The 18,305-nt window shown below is 67.8% G+C and carries 12 protein-coding genes; 4 read left to right on the top strand and 8 right to left on the bottom strand.

Annotated features, from left to right (window positions below; translation table 11 throughout):
• Positions 1-149: 149 nt before the first annotated feature.
• Together cphA (ACO1P8_RS19655) and cphA (ACO1P8_RS19650) are read right to left on the bottom strand one after the other, a co-directional pair.
• Entirely contained in the window at positions 150-2,732 is a 2,583-nt protein-coding gene (gene cphA, locus ACO1P8_RS19655; RefSeq protein ID WP_486297566.1) for a cyanophycin synthetase, read from the bottom strand.
• Positions 2,733-2,779: 47 nt separating this feature from the next.
• Positions 2,780-5,395: a cyanophycin synthetase gene (gene cphA, locus ACO1P8_RS19650; RefSeq protein ID WP_486297565.1), complete on the bottom strand. Its 2,616-nt coding sequence runs from the start codon at positions 5,393-5,395 to the stop codon at positions 2,780-2,782.
• A gap of 274 nt (positions 5,396-5,669) precedes the next feature.
• On the opposite strand from cphA (ACO1P8_RS19650), the gene ACO1P8_RS19645 reads away from it, so the two are divergent.
• Both ACO1P8_RS19645 and ACO1P8_RS19640 read left to right on the top strand, forming a co-directional pair.
• Complete coding sequence (locus ACO1P8_RS19645; RefSeq protein WP_486297564.1) at positions 5,670-7,973, top strand: cyanophycin metabolism-associated ABC transporter; 2,304 nt, start codon at positions 5,670-5,672, stop codon at positions 7,971-7,973.
• On the top strand, positions 7,948-8,430 hold the full coding sequence (locus tag ACO1P8_RS19640; protein WP_094843023.1) for a cyanophycin metabolism-associated DUF1854 family protein: 483 nt from the start codon (positions 7,948-7,950) through the stop codon (positions 8,428-8,430). The genes ACO1P8_RS19645 and ACO1P8_RS19640 overlap by 26 nt, the downstream gene beginning before the upstream one ends.
• 12 nt (positions 8,431-8,442) lie before the next feature.
• Here the strand turns inward: ACO1P8_RS19640 and ACO1P8_RS19635 are convergent, their stop codons facing one another.
• Positions 8,443-9,909: a mannitol dehydrogenase family protein gene (locus ACO1P8_RS19635; RefSeq protein ID WP_486297563.1), complete on the bottom strand. Its 1,467-nt coding sequence runs from the start codon at positions 9,907-9,909 to the stop codon at positions 8,443-8,445.
• 48 nt (positions 9,910-9,957) lie between these two features.
• Between ACO1P8_RS19635 and manD the strand changes: the two genes are divergently transcribed.
• Entirely contained in the window at positions 9,958-11,166 is a 1,209-nt protein-coding gene (gene manD / locus ACO1P8_RS19630) for a D-mannonate dehydratase ManD (RefSeq protein WP_486297562.1), read from the top strand.
• Between the two features lie 100 nt (positions 11,167-11,266).
• The gene (locus tag ACO1P8_RS19625; protein ID WP_486297561.1) at positions 11,267-11,989 is read left to right on the top strand and encodes a GntR family transcriptional regulator; all 723 of its coding nucleotides are present in this window, start codon (positions 11,267-11,269) and stop codon (positions 11,987-11,989) included.
• Position 11,990: 1 nt separating this feature from the next.
• Here the strand turns inward: ACO1P8_RS19625 and ACO1P8_RS19620 are convergent, their stop codons facing one another.
• The 5 genes from ACO1P8_RS19620 to ACO1P8_RS19600 form a co-directional block, all read right to left on the bottom strand.
• A complete protein-coding gene (locus tag ACO1P8_RS19620; protein ID WP_486297560.1) occupies positions 11,991-13,007 on the bottom strand; it encodes a diguanylate cyclase in 1,017 nt (338 codons plus the stop codon).
• Between the two features lie 17 nt (positions 13,008-13,024).
• Positions 13,025-14,047 carry a chemotaxis-specific protein-glutamate methyltransferase CheB gene (gene cheB / locus ACO1P8_RS19615; RefSeq protein WP_486297559.1) on the bottom strand — a complete coding sequence of 341 codons (1,023 nt, stop codon included), beginning with the start codon at positions 14,045-14,047 and terminating at the stop codon, positions 13,025-13,027.
• Entirely contained in the window at positions 14,044-16,380 is a 2,337-nt protein-coding gene (locus ACO1P8_RS19610) for a response regulator (protein ID WP_486297558.1), read from the bottom strand. The genes cheB and ACO1P8_RS19610 overlap by 4 nt, the downstream gene beginning before the upstream one ends.
• On the bottom strand, positions 16,377-17,111 hold the full coding sequence (locus ACO1P8_RS19605; protein WP_486297557.1) for a chemotaxis protein CheW: 735 nt from the start codon (positions 17,109-17,111) through the stop codon (positions 16,377-16,379). Before ACO1P8_RS19605 ends, ACO1P8_RS19610 begins: the two co-directional genes overlap by 4 nt.
• Positions 17,104-18,305 (bottom strand): CheR family methyltransferase (locus ACO1P8_RS19600; RefSeq protein WP_486297556.1); only part of this gene is annotated, 1,202 nt, incomplete at its 5' end. The genes ACO1P8_RS19605 and ACO1P8_RS19600, both read right to left, overlap by 8 nt.

The raw sequence follows: 18,305 nt of genomic DNA, 5'->3' as shown, positions 1-18,305 counted from the left end.
ACGCTACGTGTCCCGCGCAAGCGGGGTCAAACGAGGATGTGGGCAAATGTAAACAGCCTTGCGCTGTTGCCGTTATCAGCCGCATGGCGGCACCGCTGTTACAACTGCGCAACCCTTGGCCGGGTTTTGACGGACACGGGTAACAGCGGTCATGCGATGGCAGCGGCCTCGGCCACGCGCCTGGCGATATGCGCCAGCGCCTCTTCAACCTGGTCGACCAGGATCAGGCAGAGGTCGCCGGCCTGCAGGCGTGCCAGCGCCGCGTCGATGGCCACGAATTCACCGTTGATCTCGGTGGAATAGGTCGTGCGGCTGGCATTGCGCAGGCCTTCGCGCAGCAGGGCGATGACTTCGCCATCGGCGCGGCCCCGTTGGCACTGGTCCTCGTACAGCAGCACTTCGTCGAAGGCCTCGCCCAGGAGCTCGGTCTGCCGGCGGATATCTTCGTCGCGGCGGTCGCCGGCCCCGCTGATCACCACCGACCGGCGCACCGCCGGCATGGCTTCCACGGCCTGTACCAGCGCACCGATGGCATCGGGATTGTGTCCATAGTCGGCGATGATGGTGGCGCCGCCGTAATCGAATACATTGAAGCGGCCCGGGGCGGTCGCGGCATCGTTGATGAAGGTCTTCAGGCCGCGGCGAATATTTGCCCACGGCGTATCCAGGGCCCAGGCCGCGCCGACGGCGGCCATTGCGTTTTCTATCTGGAACGCGATGCTGCCGCCGCGCGTCAGGGGGATATCGGCCAGCGCGATGCGTTCCTCTTGAGAGCCTTGCGCCGCCACCAGGTGGTCGCCGTTGCGGTAAACCACCCGGCCGCCCTGCGCCCGGTGCGTGGTCATGCGCGGATTCTGGCCGTCCAGCGCGAAGAAGACGATGCCGCCCGGACAACTGGCCGCCATCTCCGCGACGATGGGGTCGCCCGCGTTGAGGACGGCGTAGCCGGCCGGTTGCACGTACTGCACGATGACCCGCTTGACGACGGCCAGGTCCTCGACGGTGCTGATATAGCCCAATCCCAGGTGATCGCCCATGCCGATATTGGTGACCACCGCGACGTTGCAGCGGTCGAACGCCAGGCCTTCGCGCAGGATGCCGCCGCGGGCGGTTTCCAGCACGGCGGCGTCGACATCCGGGTGCGCCAGCACGCTGCGCGCGCTGCGCGGGCCGCTGCAGTCGCCCGTATCGATGCGCCGCGCGCCAATGTACACGCCGTCCGAATTCGTCATGCCGACGCGTGTGCCGTCCTGGCCGATCAGGTGGGCGGTCAGGCGCACCGTCGTCGTCTTGCCGTTCGTTCCGGCCACGGCAACCACGGGGATGCGCCCGTCGTCGCCGTCGGCGAACATATTGGCGATGATCGCTTCACCTACCGCGCGCCCTTTGCCGAAGGAGGGCGTCAGGTGCATGCGCAGGCCCGGGGCGGCGTTGATTTCGACGATGGCACCGCGCTGTTCCTCCAGCGGCAGGTGCATGGTTTCGGCGACGACGTCCACACCGCACAGGTCCAGTCCAATCATTCGCGCGGCGGTCACGGCGCGCGCAGCCAGTTCGGGGTGTACTTCGTCGGTGACGTCGGTGGCCGATCCGCCGGTGCTCAGGTTGGCGTTGTTGCGCAGCACCACGCGGGCGCCGGTCGGCGGTATGGAGTCCACGTCGTAGCCCTGCTTGGCCAGCGTGGCGACGGCGATGTCATCGATGCGTATCTTGGTCAGCGATGTCGCATGGCCGTCGCCGCGCAGCGGATCCTGGTTGACCTGTTCGATGAGCTGGCGCACGGTATGCACGCCGTCGCCGGAGACCTGCGGCGGATCGCGGCGCGCCGCAGCTACCAGGCTATCGCCGACGACAAGCAGGCGGAAATCATGGCCGGGAATATAGCGCTCGACGATGACGTCGCGGCTGATTTCCGCGGCGGCCGCATAGGCGGTCATGACGCGCTCGCGGGTTTCGATGTTGACCGCGACGCCGCGGCCCTGGCTACCGTCGCGAGGCTTGACGACCACCGGGCCGCCCAGTTCCTGCGCGGCGGCCCAGGCGTCTTCGGCGCTGGACGCGGTGCGGCCGAACGGCACCGGCACCCCGGCGGCATCCAGCAGCATCTTGGTCAGGTCCTTGTCCTGCGCGATGGCCTCGGAAATGGCATTGGTCCGGTCGGTCTCGGCGGCCTGGATGCGGCGTTGCCGGGATCCCCAGCCGAACTGCACCATGCTGCCCTGCGTCAGGCGCCGGTACGGGATATTGCGTGCGACCGCCGCGTGGACGATAGAGCCGGTGCTGGGTCCCAAGCGGATGTCCTCGTCCAGTTCGCGCAGCCGGTGCAAGGCGTCGGCCAGGTCGAAAGGGGTATCCTGACGCGCGGCCAGGCACAGCTTTTCGGCAAGCTCCAGGGCGAGGCGTCCGACGGGTTCTTCGCTGTATTCGACGACAACCTGGAACACGCCCGGCTCGATGGTGGCGGCGGTACGGCTGAAGGTGACGGGGCAGCCGGCATGCGCCTGCAGCAGCAGCGCGACGTGTTCCAGTACGTGTGCCAACGCGACGGTGCCCTCGTGGCCTTCCGGGCGCAGCAGGCCCAGTTGCGGGAAGCGCGCGCGCAGGCGCGGTTCCAGGTCGGGCAACAGATCGATCGAGCATTCGACGTCGTCGCAAGCGACGATGGCCTCGATGGCGGTGTTGCGGCTCCACAGGTTGGGGCCGCGCAGAGCGCGTATGCGGGAGACTTCCATGCTGTGTTCCTGTCGGCCGGTGCGCCGTGACGGCGGCGGCATAGTCCTCAGTTCTGCTCGATCCAGTGGCGCAGCAAATCGAGCGTGGGTTCGGCGCCGCCCTCGTTGCATTGCATGATGACGAAATCGCCCGGACGCACGCTGTCGAGTACCGTGCGCACGGCGGTGGCATGGTCGGGCTGGTCCACGATGGCGGTCGCGCGGGCGCCTTGCTGGGCGCCGGCCCGCAACAGGCCGCGCGCCTGCCCGGCCGGACGATGCGAGGATACGGTGGTGTCGTCGTAAAGGACCAACTGGTCGAAGGCGTCGCCGAGCAGGGCGCCCTGGTCCAGCAGATCCTGGTCGCGGCGGTCCTTGCCCGCGCCATAGACGATGCGGCGCCGCCGGGCCGGGAAGCGCTCCGCGGCGGCGACCAGGGCCCGCAACGCCGACACGTTGTGCGCGCCGTCCACCACCACTGTCGCGCCCTTGTGTTCGATCGCCGTGAATTGCCAGGGGGCATCGGCGCGATCGGCATCGAAGGTTTCCACGCCGACGCGAATGATGTTGGCCGGCCCTCCCAGGGCCCACGCGGCACCGACCGCCGCCAGGACGTTCTCGACCTGGAAGTCGACGCGCCCGCCCGCGGTCAGCGGCAGGGCCGATACTTCGCTGACGCGCTGTTCGCGGTTGCCCTCGGCCAGTACCACGTGGCCGTCGCGCACGAATACCGCGCGCTTGCCCAATGCGACATGCGACGCGATCGCTGGAAGGCGGGGGTCCAGTCCGAAAAACACCACGTCGCCGTCGCACAGGCTGGCCATCTGGACGACGCGCTCGTCGCGGGCATTCAGCACCGCGGTGCCGGTGGGCAGCACCACGTCGACCTGAGTGCGCAGGACGTTGTCCATGCCATCCAGGTCGCGGATGTCGTGCTCGCCCAGATGGTCGCCTTCGTCGATGTTGGTCACGATGCCCACCTGGCAGCGGTCGTAGGCCAGGCCCTGACGCAGAATGACCGTACTGCTGTTTTCGATGACCGCCGCATCGATGGAGCGGTTCATCAGTATGCGCCGGCCCGAGGCCCAGTCGCCGCGATCGCCGCGTTCGACCTGGCGCTGGTCGAAGTACAGGCCTTCGCTGCAGGCCAGGCCGACATGCCGGCCCCACAGCTGGAGCAGGCGTGCCGTCAGCCGTGCCACGACGGTCTTGCCGTTGGTGCCCGTGACGCCGACGACCGGTATGCGGCCGTCGTCGCCGTCGGGGAACAGGTGGTCGATGATGGCCTTGCCCACCGGCCGAGGCGGGCCGTCGGCGGGTTTCAGGTGCATAAGCAGGCCCGGACCCGCGTTGACTTCCACAATGGCGCCGCGCTGTTCTTCCAGGGGCCGCGAAATGTCCTGCGCCACCAGATCCACGCCGGCCACGTCCAGGCCGACGATGCGGGCGGCCAGCGTCACCGCGTGGGCCACCTCGGGATGCACCTGGTCCGTGACGTCGAAGGCCACGTTGCCGTTGCGCTGGATCAATACTTTTCGTCCCGCGGCGGGCACGCCGTCCGCGGCCAGGCCCTGTCGGGCGATTTCCAGGCGCGCGGCGGAATCCAGCCTGACCTTGTTCAGCGGGCAGTCCTCGCCGCTGCCGCGCCTTGGATCCGTATTGATCTGCAATTCGATCAGGTCTTCGACGGTATGCGCGCCGTCGCCGACGATCCAGGCCGGTTCGCCGCGCGCGGCGGCGACCATGCGGTCCCCCACGACCAGCAGGCGATGTTCGTTGCCGGTGACGAAGCGTTCCACCAGCACGCCACTGCCTTCGTCCTGGGCGACGGCGTAGGCTGCCTTGACCTCTTCGTAGCTGTTCAGGTTGGTAAAGACCCCGCGGCCGTGATTGCCGTCATAGGGTTTGACGACCACCGGCAGGCCGATGTCCTGCGCGGCTTCCCAGGCTTCTTCCTGCGATTCGACCAGCCGTCCCTCGGGCACCGGCACGCCGCATTCGGCGAGCAGGCGCTTGGTCAGGTCCTTGTCGCGCGAGATGCCTTCGGCGATCGCGCTGGTGCGGTCGGTTTCGGCCGTCCAGATACGGCGCTGGCGCGCGCCGTATCCCATTTGTACGAGATTGCCTTCGAACAGGCGGATATAGGGAATATCGCGGTCGTCCGCGGCGTCGACGATGCACCCCGTGCTGGGGCCCAGGCAATGGCGGTCCACCATGTCGCGCAAGCGCTCGATCGTGGCCGGGACGTCGAAGGGGCGGTCTTCCATGGCGGCCATGACCAGGTCGCGCGCCTCGCCCAGCGCGGCGCGGGTGACGTCTTCCTGCCAGGCGCGCACGATAACCTTGTAGACCCCGCGCACGGCGGTTTCCCGGGCCTTGCCGAAACCGCCGGGCAGGCCCGCCAGATTCTGCAGTTCCAGCGTGACGTGCTCCAGGATATGCGCCGGCCAGGTGCCTTCGCGCAAGCGTTGCAGGAAGCCTCCGCGCACGCCGGGGCTGCATCGGTGTTCGATCAGTGTCGGCAGCCACGTCGACAGACGCTCGTAAAAGCCGGGAATGGTGTTGGAGGGATAATCCTCCAGTTCGCCGATATCCACCCAGGCTTCCAATACGGGTCGATAGGTCCAGATGTTCGGGCCGCGCAAAGCCACGACATCGAGAAATTCAATGTCTTTCTTTTTCATGTTCTAATTTGCCGAAAATTCCGATGGCGAACGGAAGAAATTCCTGGGCTTTGGGCGGTTCGTGGGTTATCCCGTGTAGGTATACGGTGCGCGTTTCGTCGGTGCCAGGATGCTCTGTATATGCCGCCGATTATAGAAATATCGGTAAGAAGGCGGCGACGCCGATTCTATCCATGACGTCCGGTATGTTGCAAGGAAGGAACACGTTTTCAGCTTCGCGCCGAAATCGGGGTCCCGGTCTGCTGGTTTCGCCGCGGCTGTGAATACGTTTTCCATGAAGAAACCCGTTTTAGACTTCGTCCCGGATGGAGCCGTCCTGCCAGCCGACTGGCACGCCGACATGGTCGCCCAGCTGGGTGAGGGCGAGACATTGCTTGCCTGGCTGCCGCTAGACCTGGACGCGGCGCTGAAGTTCCGCAACGGCCTCGTCTTCGTCACCGACCGCAACATCGTCGCGCGCGAGCCCGGCCAGGACCAATGGCGCCGCTGGCCTTACGAAGCGACGGACAACGTAACGGTCTCGGACCATGCCGGCGTCGGGACGCTGGAATTGCACGGTCCGGACGCGCGCCTCGCCGTCTGGCGCTACACGCTGGGACGGAATCCGGCCGCATTGCGGTTGCGGGACGCCTATGAGCGCCAACGGGATCGCCTGCGCGGCGTGCCGGGCCTGGCCGAATCGCGCGACCGGCTCTGCGCGACCTGCCTGGAGCCCCTTACTGCAGAGCAGGACGCCTGCCCCGTCTGCAATCCGCCGCCGCGCGAACCGCCCGCCACCTGGGCCCTGCTGCGCCTGTGGCGTTTCGCCGTGCCGTACCAGGTGCCGCTGATCATCGGCTTCGTATTGACGCTGCTGGCCACGGCAGCCACCCTGGTGGCGCCGTATCTGACCATGCCGCTCATGGACGAGGTGCTGATTCCCTTCCAGAACGGGGCGCCCATCGACAACGAGCGGGTGGTGATGTACCTATCGGGCCTGTTCGCCTCCGCCTTGCTGGCCTGGGGGCTGGGGTGGGGCCGCACCTACATCCTGGCCTGGGTCAGCGAGCGCATCGGGGCGGACCTGCGCACCACCACCTACGAGCACATGCATCATTTGTCGCTGGCGTATTTCGGCGGCAAGCGCACCGGGGACCTGATCGCGCGCATCGGCAGCGAGACCGACCGCATCTGCATCTTCCTGTCCGTGCACCTGCTGGACTTCGCGACCGACGTGCTGATGATCCTGATGACGGCCATCATCCTGATCACCATCAATCCCTGGCTGGCGCTGGTGACGCTGGTGCCGCTGCCCTTCATCGCCTGGATGATCCACGCCGTCCGCGACCGTCTGCGCCACGGTTTCGAGAAAGTGGACCGGGTGTGGTCGGAAATCACCAATGTGCTCGCCGACACGATCCCGGGCATACGGGTGGTCAAGGCCTTCGCCCAGGAAAAGCGCGAAGTGCGCCGCTTTCGCGAGGCCAATCAGCGCAACCTGGACGTCAATGACAGGGTCAATACGGTGTGGGCGCTTTTCTCGCCCACGGTGACGCTGCTGACCGAGATCGGCCTGCTGGTGGTGTGGATCTACGGTATCTGGCAGGTTTCCCGGCACGAAATCACGGTCGGCGTGCTTGCGGCGTTCCTGGCGTATATCGGCCGCTTCTATACCCGCCTGGATTCGATGAGCCGCATCGTCTCGGTGACGCAAAAAGCGGCGGCGGGGGCCAAGCGCATTTTCGATATCCTGGACCACGTATCCAGCGTGCCGGAGCCGCGCAATCCGGTGCAGATCGGGCGGGTGCGCGGCCGCATCGAAATGCGCGACGTGGGTTTTCGTTATGGCAACCGGTCCGTCATGCATGGCCTGGACCTGACCATCGAACCCGGCACGATGGTAGGCCTGGTCGGCCACAGCGGTTCGGGCAAGAGTACCCTGATCAACCTGATCTGCCGCTTCTACGATGTGACCGAAGGCGCGATCCTGGTCGATGGCATCGACATCCGCACGATGGGTATCGCGCAATACCGGCGCAACATCGGCCTGGTGCTGCAGGAGCCATTCCTGTTCTTCGGCACGATCGCCGAAAACATCGCCTACGGCAAGCCGGAGGCCACGCGCGAAGAGATCATCGCGGCGGCGCGCGCGGCGCATGCGCACGAATTCATCCTGCGGCTGCCGCACGGCTACGATTCGCTGGTCGGCGAGCGGGGCCAGGCCCTGTCGGGCGGCGAGCGCCAACGCATTTCCATTGCCCGCGCGCTGCTGATCGACCCGCGCATCCTGATCCTCGACGAAGCCACGTCGTCCGTGGATACCGCGACGGAGAAAGAAATCCAGAAGGCCCTGGACAACCTGGTGCGGGGCCGCACGACCATCGCCATCGCGCACCGGCTCAGCACGCTGCGCAAGGCCGACAGGCTGGTGGTCCTGGACCGCGGCCGCATCGTCGAACAGGGTAATCACGAGCAGCTGATGGCCGTCGGCGGCGCGTATCACGCGCTGTACCAGGCGCAGGCGCGGCAGGCGGAGGTGGACGCGGAAGTGCGGGGCGACGAGGAGGATGACGATGACGATCTCGTCGCCGAAGCCTGATTTCCGGCTGCAGCGCAATGCCCATGGCCGGCTGGTGTATGTGGGCGCCGATGGCACGACCATCGACGGTATCGTGCCGGTGCGGGCCTTTCCCATATCGGCACCGGAAGGCGGCTGTTCCCTGGTGGATCCGGCTGGCCACGAGGTGGCCTGGATCGACCGCGTGGACGACCTGCCGCATGGCATGCGGGTGCTGGTGCAGGAGGCGTTGACGGCGCGCGAATTCATGCCGCGCATCCAGCGCATCGTGGCGGTGTCCGGCTATGCGACTCCCTGCACCTGGAATGTCCAGACCGACCGTGGCGCGACCTCGCTGGTGCTGCGTGGCGAGGAAGACATAAGGCGATTGGGCGGCCAGGCGCTGTTGATCGCCGACAGCCACGGAATCCATTACCTGGTCGGCGATATGCGCGCGCTGGACAAGCACAGCCGCAAACTGCTCGATCGCTTCCTGTAGCGCGCGGCGCCGCTACAGCGCCGCGTAGCGGCGCGCAGTCGCCAGCGCGCCCTGGCTGGCCAGCGCCTCGTAGGCACGCCGCACCGCCGCCGTAAACCGGACGTCCGCCGCCAGCGGGGCGGGGAATATCTCGCGTATGCCGAGCAGGGCGTCCACGCTGGCGCTTGCGCCCGGCATCGCCAGGGCGCGCAGGCGCGCCGCCATGGGGTCGTTCAGCTCCAGCGGCGCGCCGCTTTCCGACTGCCCCGACAGGAAGCGCATCCATGCGGCGATGCCCAGCGCAAGCCGGTCCACCGCATGGCCGTTGCGCAGGCGATCCGATAGGGTGCCCAGCAGTCGAGGCGGCAGTTTCTGGCTGCCGTCCATGGCGATCTGTATGCACCGGTGCTTCAGCGCGGGGTTGGCGAAGCGTGCCAGCAGTTCGTCGCGGTAGCGTGCGCGGTCGAAGCTGGCGGGTACCGTCAGGGTGGGCGCGATGTCGTCGGTCATGGTGCGGTACAGCAGCGCTCGCAGGTCCGGCTGGCCGACGGCCTGGTCCACGGTCTGCAGGCCCGCCAGCAGCGCCAGATAGGCCAGGGTCGAATGAATGCCATTGAGCATGCGCAGCTTGGCCGTTTCATAGGGCGTGACGTCTTCCACCATGAGCGCGCCGGCCCGTTCCCAGGCGGGGCGCCCGCCCGGGAACCGGTCTTCGATGACCCATGTCCGGAAGCTTTCCGTCGGTACCGGCCACGCATCCGCGCAGCCCAGCACGCGGGCCGCGTCCTGGCGGTCGGCATCGGTGGTGGCCGGCACGATGCGGTCCACCATGGTCGAGGGGAAGGCTACGTTCCGGGCGATCCAGTCGGCCAGTTCGGGGTCCAGCGCGCGCGCGTACTCCGTTACCGCCCGGCGCAGCGCCGCGCCGTTGTGCGCGAGGTTGTCGCAGGACAGCACGGTAAACGGATCGGCGCGGCGCGCGCGCAGGGCCGCCACCAGATAGCCCGGCACGCTTTGGGGGTGCGCCGGATCGTCCAGGTCGCGGGCGATGAGCGGGTGGTGGAGGTCCAGGCCGCCCGTGCCTGAATCGAGGCAATACCCTTTCTCTGTGACGGTCAGCGTCACGATCCGGACGTGCGGATCGCCCAGGGCAGCCAGCACGGCGTCCGGTTCTTCCGATGCCACCAGTATCCGCCGCAGCGAACGCACCACGCGCACCCGTTCGGCGCGCGCATCCCGCACCAGTACGCTGTACAGGTAGTCCTGCGGCGCCAGCGCGTCGCGCGTATCCGGGCGCCGCAGCGACACGCCGCAGATGCCCCAGTCGCCACCGGCGGCCAGCATGGCGTCCTCGGTGTACATCGCCTGGTGCGCGCGATGGAAGTTGCCCAATCCCAGATGCACGATGCCGATGCGCGGCTCGGTCCAGGGCGGGGCGGGCAGGTAGGCGCCCAGGCCGGGGAGGCGGTCGGGCGTGGGCCGGGGCAGAGGCGATGTCATAACTGGTATGGTAGTATCCAAGATCAAGTTCGGCAAGTCGGAGCCGCCATGAAAATTACCCATGCCGAGGTGATCGTCACCTGCCCCGGCCGCAACTTCGTCACCCTGAAACTGGTCACGGACCAAGGGCTGCATGGCGTGGGCGACGCCACGCTGAACGGTCGTGAGCTGGCCGCGGCCTCGTACCTGAAAGACCATGTGTGCCCGCTGCTGATCGGCCGCGATCCCCGCATGATCGAAGATACCTGGCAATATTTGTACAAGGGCGCGTATTGGCGCCGCGGGCCGGTGACGATGTCGGCCATCGCAGCGGTCGATGTGGCGCTGTGGGACATCAAGGCCAAGATGGCCGGCATGCCGCTGTACCAGTTGCTGGGCGGCGCCTCGCGCGAACGCGTGATGGTGTATGGGCATGCGACCGGGCGCGACCTGCCGGAGGCGCTGGACAAGTACGCGGAGCACGTGGACCAGGGCTACCAGGCCATCCGCGTCCAATGCGGCGTGCCCGGCATGAAATCCGTTTACGGCGTGACCAGGCACGGCGGCGCCTACGAACCCGCCACCAAGGGCTGGCCGGAGGAACAATCCTGGTCCAGCGAAAAGTACCTGGACTTCATCCCCAGGCTATTCGAGGCGGTGCGCGAACGCTTCGGCTTCGACACCCATCTGCTGCATGACGTGCACCACCGCCTGACGCCGATCGAGGCCGCCCGGCTGGGCAAGTCGGTCGAACCCTATCGCTTGTTCTGGATGGAAGATCCCACGCCGGCGGAAAACCAGGAAGCCTTCCGCCTGATCCGGCGCCATACCGTGACGCCCGTCGCCGTCGGCGAAATCTTCAACAGCATCTGGGATTGCAAGCAACTGATCGAGGAACAGCTGATCGACTACATCCGCGCCACGCTGACGCATGCGGGCGGCATCACCCACCTGCGCCGTATTGCCGATTTCGCCTCGCTGCACCAGGTGCGCACCGGCTGCCACGGTCCATCCGACCTTTCGCCGGTGTGCATGGGCGCGGCCTTGCACTTCGATCTTTGGGTACCCAACTTCGGTGTCCAGGAATATATGGGCTATCCGCCGGAAGCCCTGGAGGTATTCCCCCATGCATGGGAATTCAGCAACGGCACGATGCATCCCGGGGACGCTCCCGGGTTGGGCGTGGATATCGACGAGAAACTGGCCGCCAGGTATCCCTACGACCCGGCCTATCTGCCGGTGGCACGCCTGCAGGACGGCACCTTGTGGAACTGGTAAGGGGCCATCGCTGGCAACACCGCGAATGCAGCCCGGCACGGACGATATACTCGGGCCTTGCGGAACGACGAAACGAGGGACGACGAACGAGGACAGGCCCATGGGAGTGGCGCGCAACAAGGCGGGCGGTGGGCTGGCGGCGCTGCCGGCGGATACGCAGGGGCCGGTGAACCAGCGGATATACCGGATGCTGCGGGAGGCCATCGTCAAGGGCACGTTCCCGCCGGGATCGCCGCTCTCGGAGAAAGACGTGTCCGAGCACTTCGGCGTATCGCGCCAGCCGGTGCGGGAGGCCTTCATCAAGCTGGGCGAGGCCGGCCTGGTGCGGGTACTGCCCCAGCGCGGCACCTTCGTGATGAAAATCTCGCCCAAGCGTGTGGAGGACGGCCGCTTTATCCGCGAAGCCGTCGAAGTGGCCGTCGCCGGCCGCGCTGCGCAGCGCGTCACCGCCCCGCAGCTGGCGGCCATGGCCGAGCTTCTGGATCGCCAGCGCCGCGCCGCCCGCGACAACGATACCGCCGCTTTCCTGGACCTGGACGACGCCTTTCACCAGGCCATCGCCGGCGCCGCGGATTGTCCGGCGGTGTGGCAGACCATCGAGAACATCAAGGCCAATATGGATCGCGTCCGCTATCTCAGCCTGGCCGAAGTGTCTCCGCTGGAAATGCTGATCGACCAGCACCAGGCCATTTTCCAGGCTTTGCGCGATGGCGATCCGCAGGCGGCACAGGCCGCCATGGGCCATCACCTCAGGGAATTGACCATGTCGTTCGAGCCCATACGGGCGCGCAATCCGGACTGGTTCGGCGCGGACGAGGACTGATTCACTCGTCCGTGCGCGCCATCACGCGATTGCGTCCTTGCCGCTTGGCGTTGTACAGGCCGCGGTCGGCGGCGTCGATGATCTGGGTGTAGCGGTCCGGCCGGTCCGGCACCAGCGTGGCGATGCCGATGCTGACGGTCAGCCACTCCGACGTGGCGGAGTCCCGGTGCGGGATGTGCAGGCCCTCGATGGAGCGGCGGATCTTCTCGGCCACCAGGCGGGCGCCGGACAGCGGGGTACCGGGCAGCACCACGGTGAACTCCTCACCGCCGAAACGCGCGGACAGGTCCGCGGAGCGCTCGCAGCAGCTGGCGATGGTGTGCGCCACCTTCTTCAGTACTTCGTCGCCCGCCATGTGGCCGTAGGCATCGTTGTAGCTCTTGAAATGATCGACGTCGATCATCAGCATGCTGATCTCGGTCTGCTCGCGCATCGCGCGTTTCCATTCCGCGCTCAGGTAGCTGTCGAAATACCGCCGGTTGGACAAACCCGTCAGTCCGTCCGAATTGGTCAGGCGGCGCAGCTCCAGGTTGATCTCCATCAACTGCTGCTGGCTCTGGCGCAAGGCCTGGTAGGCTTCGTCGCGCTGTTGCATCGCCAGGTAGGAGCGCGAATGGTAGCGGATGCGCGCCACCAGTTCGATGGTGTCCGGCAGCTTGACGAGGTAATCGTTGGCGCCGGCGCTGAAGGCGGCGCTTTTGACCTCGGGGTCCTCTTTGGACGAGAGCACGATGATAGGGATGTCGCGGGTCGCCGGATTGGCTCGATAGGCGCGTACCAGCGTCAGGCCGTCGACGCCGGGAAGCACCAGGTCCTGCAGGATAACGGTCGGCCGCGTCTGGGTGGCCACATTCAGCGCTTCCTGCGCGTCGGGGCAGAAATGAAAGTCGATGTTGGGTTCGTCGGCCAGCGCGCGGCGCACGGCTTCTCCCACCATGATCTGGTCGTCCACCAGCAGGACCATCGCGTTCTGCGGCTTGTTATCGAGGCCGGCCACGTAATCGATGACAGGTTCCATTGTGATTTCCTTTGCTGTCAGGCCGGCTTGCGCGCGAAGCGGGCGGCGAGGCTTTCGGCGATATGCGGCAGCGGCGTGATTTCCATGGCGGCGCCCAATTCCGCGGCCGCCTTGGGCATGCCATAGACGGCACTGGTGGCGCGGTCCTGCGCGATGGTCAGGAATCCATGGTCGCGCATGGCTTTCAGGCCGAGCGCGCCGTCCCGGCCCATGCCGGTCAATAGTACGCCCGCGGCGGCGCCGCGCCAGTGGCGTGCCACGCTGTTGAAAAAGACGTCGATGGAAGGGCGATACAGGCCCTCCACGGGATGTTTCGTGTAGTTCAGGGTGCAGTCGCGCAGCAGTACCAGGTGATCGTTGGTGCCGGCCAGCAGCACCGTGCCCGGCTGCGGCGTATCGCCCGGCAGCGCCAGGCGCACCGGCATGTCGATCTGATCGTCCAGCCAGCGCGCCATGTCCTGCGCGAACGAAGCATCGACGTGCTGGACCAGGACGATGCCGGCAGGAAAATCCGCCGGCAGGGCCTTCAGCAGCACGGCCAGCGACGGCGGCCCGCCCGCGCTCGCGCCGATGGCGACCAGCTGGCCCTGATCCGACTGTGGCGCCGGAGCCGGCTCCTGCCTGGCGGGACGCCGGCGGTCGTAGGCGCCGATCAGCCACCCTGCGTTGCGGATCTTGCGCAGCAGCGCCGCCGCCGCGGCGCGCGGGTCGCCCTCCGCCAGGTTGGGTATTTCCATGGCGTCCAGCGCGCCGTGCCCCATGGCGTCGAAGACGTGCGCCGTATGGCGGTCGACATCCGTAGCCACGATGATGATGGCGCACGGCGTATCGGCCATGATGCGCCGGGTGGCCTCGCTGCCGTCCATGACCGGCATCGCCAGCTCCATCAGCACGATGTCCGGCCGCACCGCGGCGCATCGCTGCACGGCTTCGGCGCCGTTGAAGGCGATCCACGCGACCTGCAGCTCCGGGTCCATGGCCAGCGCCTGCCTGAGCGCCTCCACGGCCGCGGGTTTGTCGTTGACGATGCCGATCCTCATGAGCGCGCCCGTCCGATGAGATCCTCGACGGCGTCCAGCAGGGCGTCGTCGTGAAAGCTGCTCTTGCCAAGATAATAGTCGGCGCCGGCGTCCAGCCCGCGCCGGCGGTCTTCCTCCCGGTCCTTGTACGACACGACCATCACATGCATCGATTGCAGGCGTGGATCCTTGCGGATCAGCGTAACCAGCTCGATGCCGTCCATGCGCGGCATATCGACGTCGGTGACGACCAGGTCGAAGTGCTGCGCCCGGGCCATGTTCCAGCCATCCATGCCGTCGACCGCGACCGCGACGTCGTACCCGCGGTTCGACAGCAGTTTGCGTTCCAGCTCGCGCACGGTCAGCGAATCGTCCACCACCAGGATACGCTTGCGGCGCTCCGGCACGCGGGTCGCCGCGTCCGCGTCCACGCGCTGCAGGGTGCCGCTGGCGGCCTGTTTTTCGATCGTCCGCAGCATGTCCTCCACATCGAGGATCAGTACGGGCGCGCCATCCTCCATGACCGCGCCGGCCTGGATGTCCTGCAGTTTGCCGAGGCGCGGATCCAGCGGCTGCACCACCAGGGTCTGTTCCGCGATGAAGCGGTCCACCGCCACGCCGTAATGGCGGCCCTGCTGATCGGTCAGCAGGACCACCGATACGACCTCGCCCAGGGCAGGCTGGCGCGCGTATTGCAGGATTTGGCCGGCTCCCACCAGCCCGATCTGCAGGCCATCGTGGTGAAAATGCTGGCGGCCCTCCAATTGCTCGACGGCATCGCGGGGCAGGCGCAGGGTGCGCGATACGTAGGCCAGCGGAAAGGCATAGCGTTCGCCGGCGATCTCGACGATCAGGCTGCGCACGACGGAAAGCGACAACGGCAACTCCAGGGTAAAGCGGGTGCCTTCGCCGGTGCGCTGGTGCACGCGGGCGGCGCCGCGCAGACGGCGCGCCATGTCGTGGACCACGTCCAGGCCGACGCCGCGCCCGGAGAATTCCGTCACCGAGGATCGGGTCGTGAAGCCTGGCAGGAAGAGGAATGCCAGCGTTTCGCTTTCGCTGAGCGCATCCGCGGTCTGCCGCGTCGCGAGGCCGCGGCGGACGATCTGCTCGCGCAGGGCGGCAACGTCGATCCCCGCACCGTCGTCGGCCACTTCCACCACCAGCATGCCGGCGCTGTGGCGCGCCTGCAGCGTGACGGTACCTTCCTCGCGCTTGCCCGCCGCGCGGCGCCGCGCCGGCGTCTCGATGCCGTGATCGACGGCGTTGCGCAGCAGGTGCGTCAGCGGCGCGTCCAGCCCCTCCAGAATGTCGCGATCCACGCGCGTCGCTACGCCGGCGATCTCCAGGCGCGCCTGTTTGCCCAGCGTGCGAGCCAGGTCGCGGACCATGCGCGGCAGGCCGGCGACGGCATCGCCGAAGGGACGCATGCGGCACCGCAGCGCGGTGTCGTACAGGCGCTGGCCCAGGTCGCCGATGCGCCAGCCGAACTGGTCCGCCTGAGCCATGCGGTCGCCCAGCATTTGCTGGCAGGTGGCCGCGTGCTGGCGCGCCTGTTCGAGCGTGGCCAGGGCGCCTTCATCGACGTCCTTGCCCGCCGCCTGGTGATGTAAAGCGTCGAGCAGTTTTGCCAGTCCGTCCTGCATGCGCTTGAGCGGCAGCAGCGAGGCGGCGAACGGCGACAGCCGGTTGGCTTCGACCAGCGTTTCGCTGGACAGCCCCAGCAGTTCGTCCAGCGTGCGGGCGGTTACCCGCAGGGCGCGCTCGTCGGCGGCTTCGCCTGAGGGCGGGGCCGCATCGATGGCGCCGGCCGCGAGGGCGCGAGTGTGCCGGTCCACGGAAGAGGCGGCGGATCCGGCGGAGTCTCCGTGGGTTTCGGCAAGGGATGGGGCATTTCCCGCGGCGCTTTCGACCGGGGAGGCGTCCGCGGCGGCCGGCGCCTCTTCGGCATGGGCGGCTTCGGTCCGCGCGCTGTCCGGCATCGTCAGCGACGCCACGAATGCGCGCGCGGCGGCGATGTCGGTCTGCGTGTCCTCGCCAGGCATGTTGCGCAGCAGGTCGGTCCCGCGCAACAGCAGGTCGATCGCCGCGGCGTCCAGCGGCGCGTGGCCTTTCTGCGCGTCGACCAGCCGGTCCTCCATGGCGTGCGCGACCTGTACCGGCCCGTCCAGCCCGACGATGCGCGCCGCGCCCTTCAGGGAATGGGCCGCGCGCATGCAGGCGGCCAAGTGTGTCGCTTCCCGCGGCTCGCGCTCCAGCGCCAGCAGACCGGCGTCCAGTACCTGCACCTGCGCGGCCGCTTCCATCTTGTACAGGTCCAGCAGCGAAGCGTCACGCACGCGGTCCGGGCTCATGCGAGCCTCCCTTCGATGGCATGCCCGAGCCGCGTGCTGTCGAGTACGCCGACGGCACGTTCGCGATAGCGCACCACGCCGCTGGCGTAGCGGGCGCCGGCGAGCGTGTCGGGCAGCGGCCCGATGGCCGACGAGGCGAATGACTGTATGCCGGCGACGTCGTCCACCGGCGCAACGACCGTTCCGGTATGGAGGGAAAGCACCAGCATGCGCGGGGTGGCCTTGCCCTCGGGCGTATCCGGCGGCGGTGCGAGGTTCAGCAGCGGGGCAAGCGATATGCAGGGAATCAGGCGCCCACGGACATTGCAGACGCCGGCCACGATGCCCGCGCGCCGGGGCAGGCTGTGGACGGGCCGCATGGGCGTGACTTCGGCCAATGCCGCCACCGGCAGGGCCAGCCATTCGGCATGCAGGCGGAACAGCAGCAGCGAAGTCGCGCCCTCGCCAAGTACCGGGCCGGGCAGTGCGGTGCCGGCGATGTCCGAGGCCGGCGCGATGCCGGCCTCGGACATCGCCGCGCTACGCGTGGCGTCCGGCCGGACCGAGGTCGTCGCTTCGTGGGCCGCGTCGACGCCCGGCGTGACGCGGTTCAACAGACTTTTCGCGGCGGTCGCGTGCACGGGGCATTGTCGGCAATGAATGTACTCGTCCAGCCGCGGACAGGAGCGGTCGCCGCGCACGCCGATGCGGTTCCAGCAATCGTCGATCGTGGTGTCGTCCCGTTCACGCATGTCTGTTCTCGCGCCGTGCCGCGCGCGCTCTCAGTTGTAGGGCCGGCGCCGTTTCGCCGCGCGTTTCCAGCAGCGAGGCCAGATGCAGCAGTGCCTGCCGGTGACCGGGATCGAGGTACAGCGTTTTCCGGTAAGCCGCTTCCGCGGCGGCCGTCAGGTTGGCGGCGTCGTCCAGCAGTCCGATCAGGTAATAGGCTTCGGCGGACGGGCCATGCGTTTCGACGTGCACGGCCGCCACGGCGCGCGCTTCGTCCAGCCGGCCGGCGTCGGCCAAGGCCTGGATGGCCACCAGCGACGACCGTGCGCGGGTATCGCCCTCACGGTCCGCCGGCGTTCCTTGTCCCCGGCCTGGGGTAGCGGTTCCAGAGGGTGCCGGCACCGGTCCGGCCGCGCGCGCGGGCGCCGGATGCATTCTGCCTGGCGCGGCCAAGCCGAATGGACGCGCGGGCGGACGCGATCGCGTCGCCGCGTCGCGCGCGGCGTGGCCGGGCGCCGATCCTGTCGTCCGTGCGCGCCGGGGTTCTTCGGCTGTCGCACGGCCTTGCGCGTTGCGGAAGGCGAACGCGCGCGCCGCGTCGATCTGTTTCATGCCCAGGCGGGTAAGCAGGTTGGCTTCCGCCGGGCCGACGAAGATCACGCCATCCTGCCGGCACAGCCGGCGCAATACCTCGACGGCCGCCTCCTGGGTGGGGTTGTCGAAGTAGATCAGCAGGTTGCGGCAGAACACGAAGTCGTAGGCGTCCGTCGGCAGGGCCAGCGTCGGGTCCAGCAGATTGCCCGACTGGAAGCGCACGTGCGCGCGTACCCGCGGGTTGACCGAATACCCCTGTGGCGTTTCCGTGAAATGGCGGGCGCGGTAGTCCAGCGATTCGCCGCGAAAGGCGTTGCGGCCGTAGATGCCTTGCTCGGCGCGCGCGACCAGCCGGTCGCTGATATCCATGCCCAGCACCGCGAAGCGCTCCGCGTCCACACCGGCATCCAGCAGCGCCATCGCGATCGTGTAGGCTTCCTCGCCGCTGGAACAGGGCAGGCTGAGGATGCGCAGCGCCGCAGCGTGCGCCGCGCGCTGGCGCGCCAGCAGGGCCAGCGTGTCCATGGACTCCGCGTGCCGGAAGAACGAGGTCTCCGGCACCACGACGGTTTCTATCAGTTCCTGCTGTTCCTGCGCGGATCCCGCCAGCAACTGCCAGTACG

The sequence above is a fragment of the Bordetella sp. genome (genome assembly GCF_057362025.1).
The sequence above is the reverse complement of the archived record's forward strand: the minus strand, read 5'-3'. Positions and strand labels throughout refer to the sequence as shown.

Excerpts from the sequence above, each read along its gene's own strand:
- ACO1P8_RS19610 (WP_486297558.1), bottom strand. The coding sequence starts at position 16,380 with ATGAGCCCGGACCGCGTGCGTGACGCTTCGCTGCTGGACCTGTACAAG.
- cheB (WP_486297559.1), bottom strand. The coding sequence starts at position 14,047 with ATGAGGATCGGCATCGTCAACGACAAACCCGCGGCCGTGGAGGCGCTC.
- ACO1P8_RS19645 (WP_486297564.1), top strand. The coding sequence starts at position 5,670 with ATGAAGAAACCCGTTTTAGACTTCGTCCCGGATGGAGCCGTCCTGCCA.
- ACO1P8_RS19625 (WP_486297561.1), top strand. The coding sequence starts at position 11,267 with ATGGGAGTGGCGCGCAACAAGGCGGGCGGTGGGCTGGCGGCGCTGCCG.
- ACO1P8_RS19620 (WP_486297560.1), bottom strand. The coding sequence starts at position 13,007 with ATGGAACCTGTCATCGATTACGTGGCCGGCCTCGATAACAAGCCGCAG.
- ACO1P8_RS19640 (WP_094843023.1), top strand. The coding sequence starts at position 7,948 with ATGACGATCTCGTCGCCGAAGCCTGATTTCCGGCTGCAGCGCAATGCC.
- manD (WP_486297562.1), top strand. The coding sequence starts at position 9,958 with ATGAAAATTACCCATGCCGAGGTGATCGTCACCTGCCCCGGCCGCAAC.
- ACO1P8_RS19605 (WP_486297557.1), bottom strand. The coding sequence starts at position 17,111 with ATGCGTGAACGGGACGACACCACGATCGACGATTGCTGGAACCGCATC.
- cphA (WP_486297566.1), bottom strand. The coding sequence starts at position 2,732 with ATGGAAGTCTCCCGCATACGCGCTCTGCGCGGCCCCAACCTGTGGAGC.
- ACO1P8_RS19635 (WP_486297563.1), bottom strand. The coding sequence starts at position 9,909 with ATGACATCGCCTCTGCCCCGGCCCACGCCCGACCGCCTCCCCGGCCTG.
- cphA (WP_486297565.1), bottom strand. The coding sequence starts at position 5,395 with ATGAAAAAGAAAGACATTGAATTTCTCGATGTCGTGGCTTTGCGCGGC.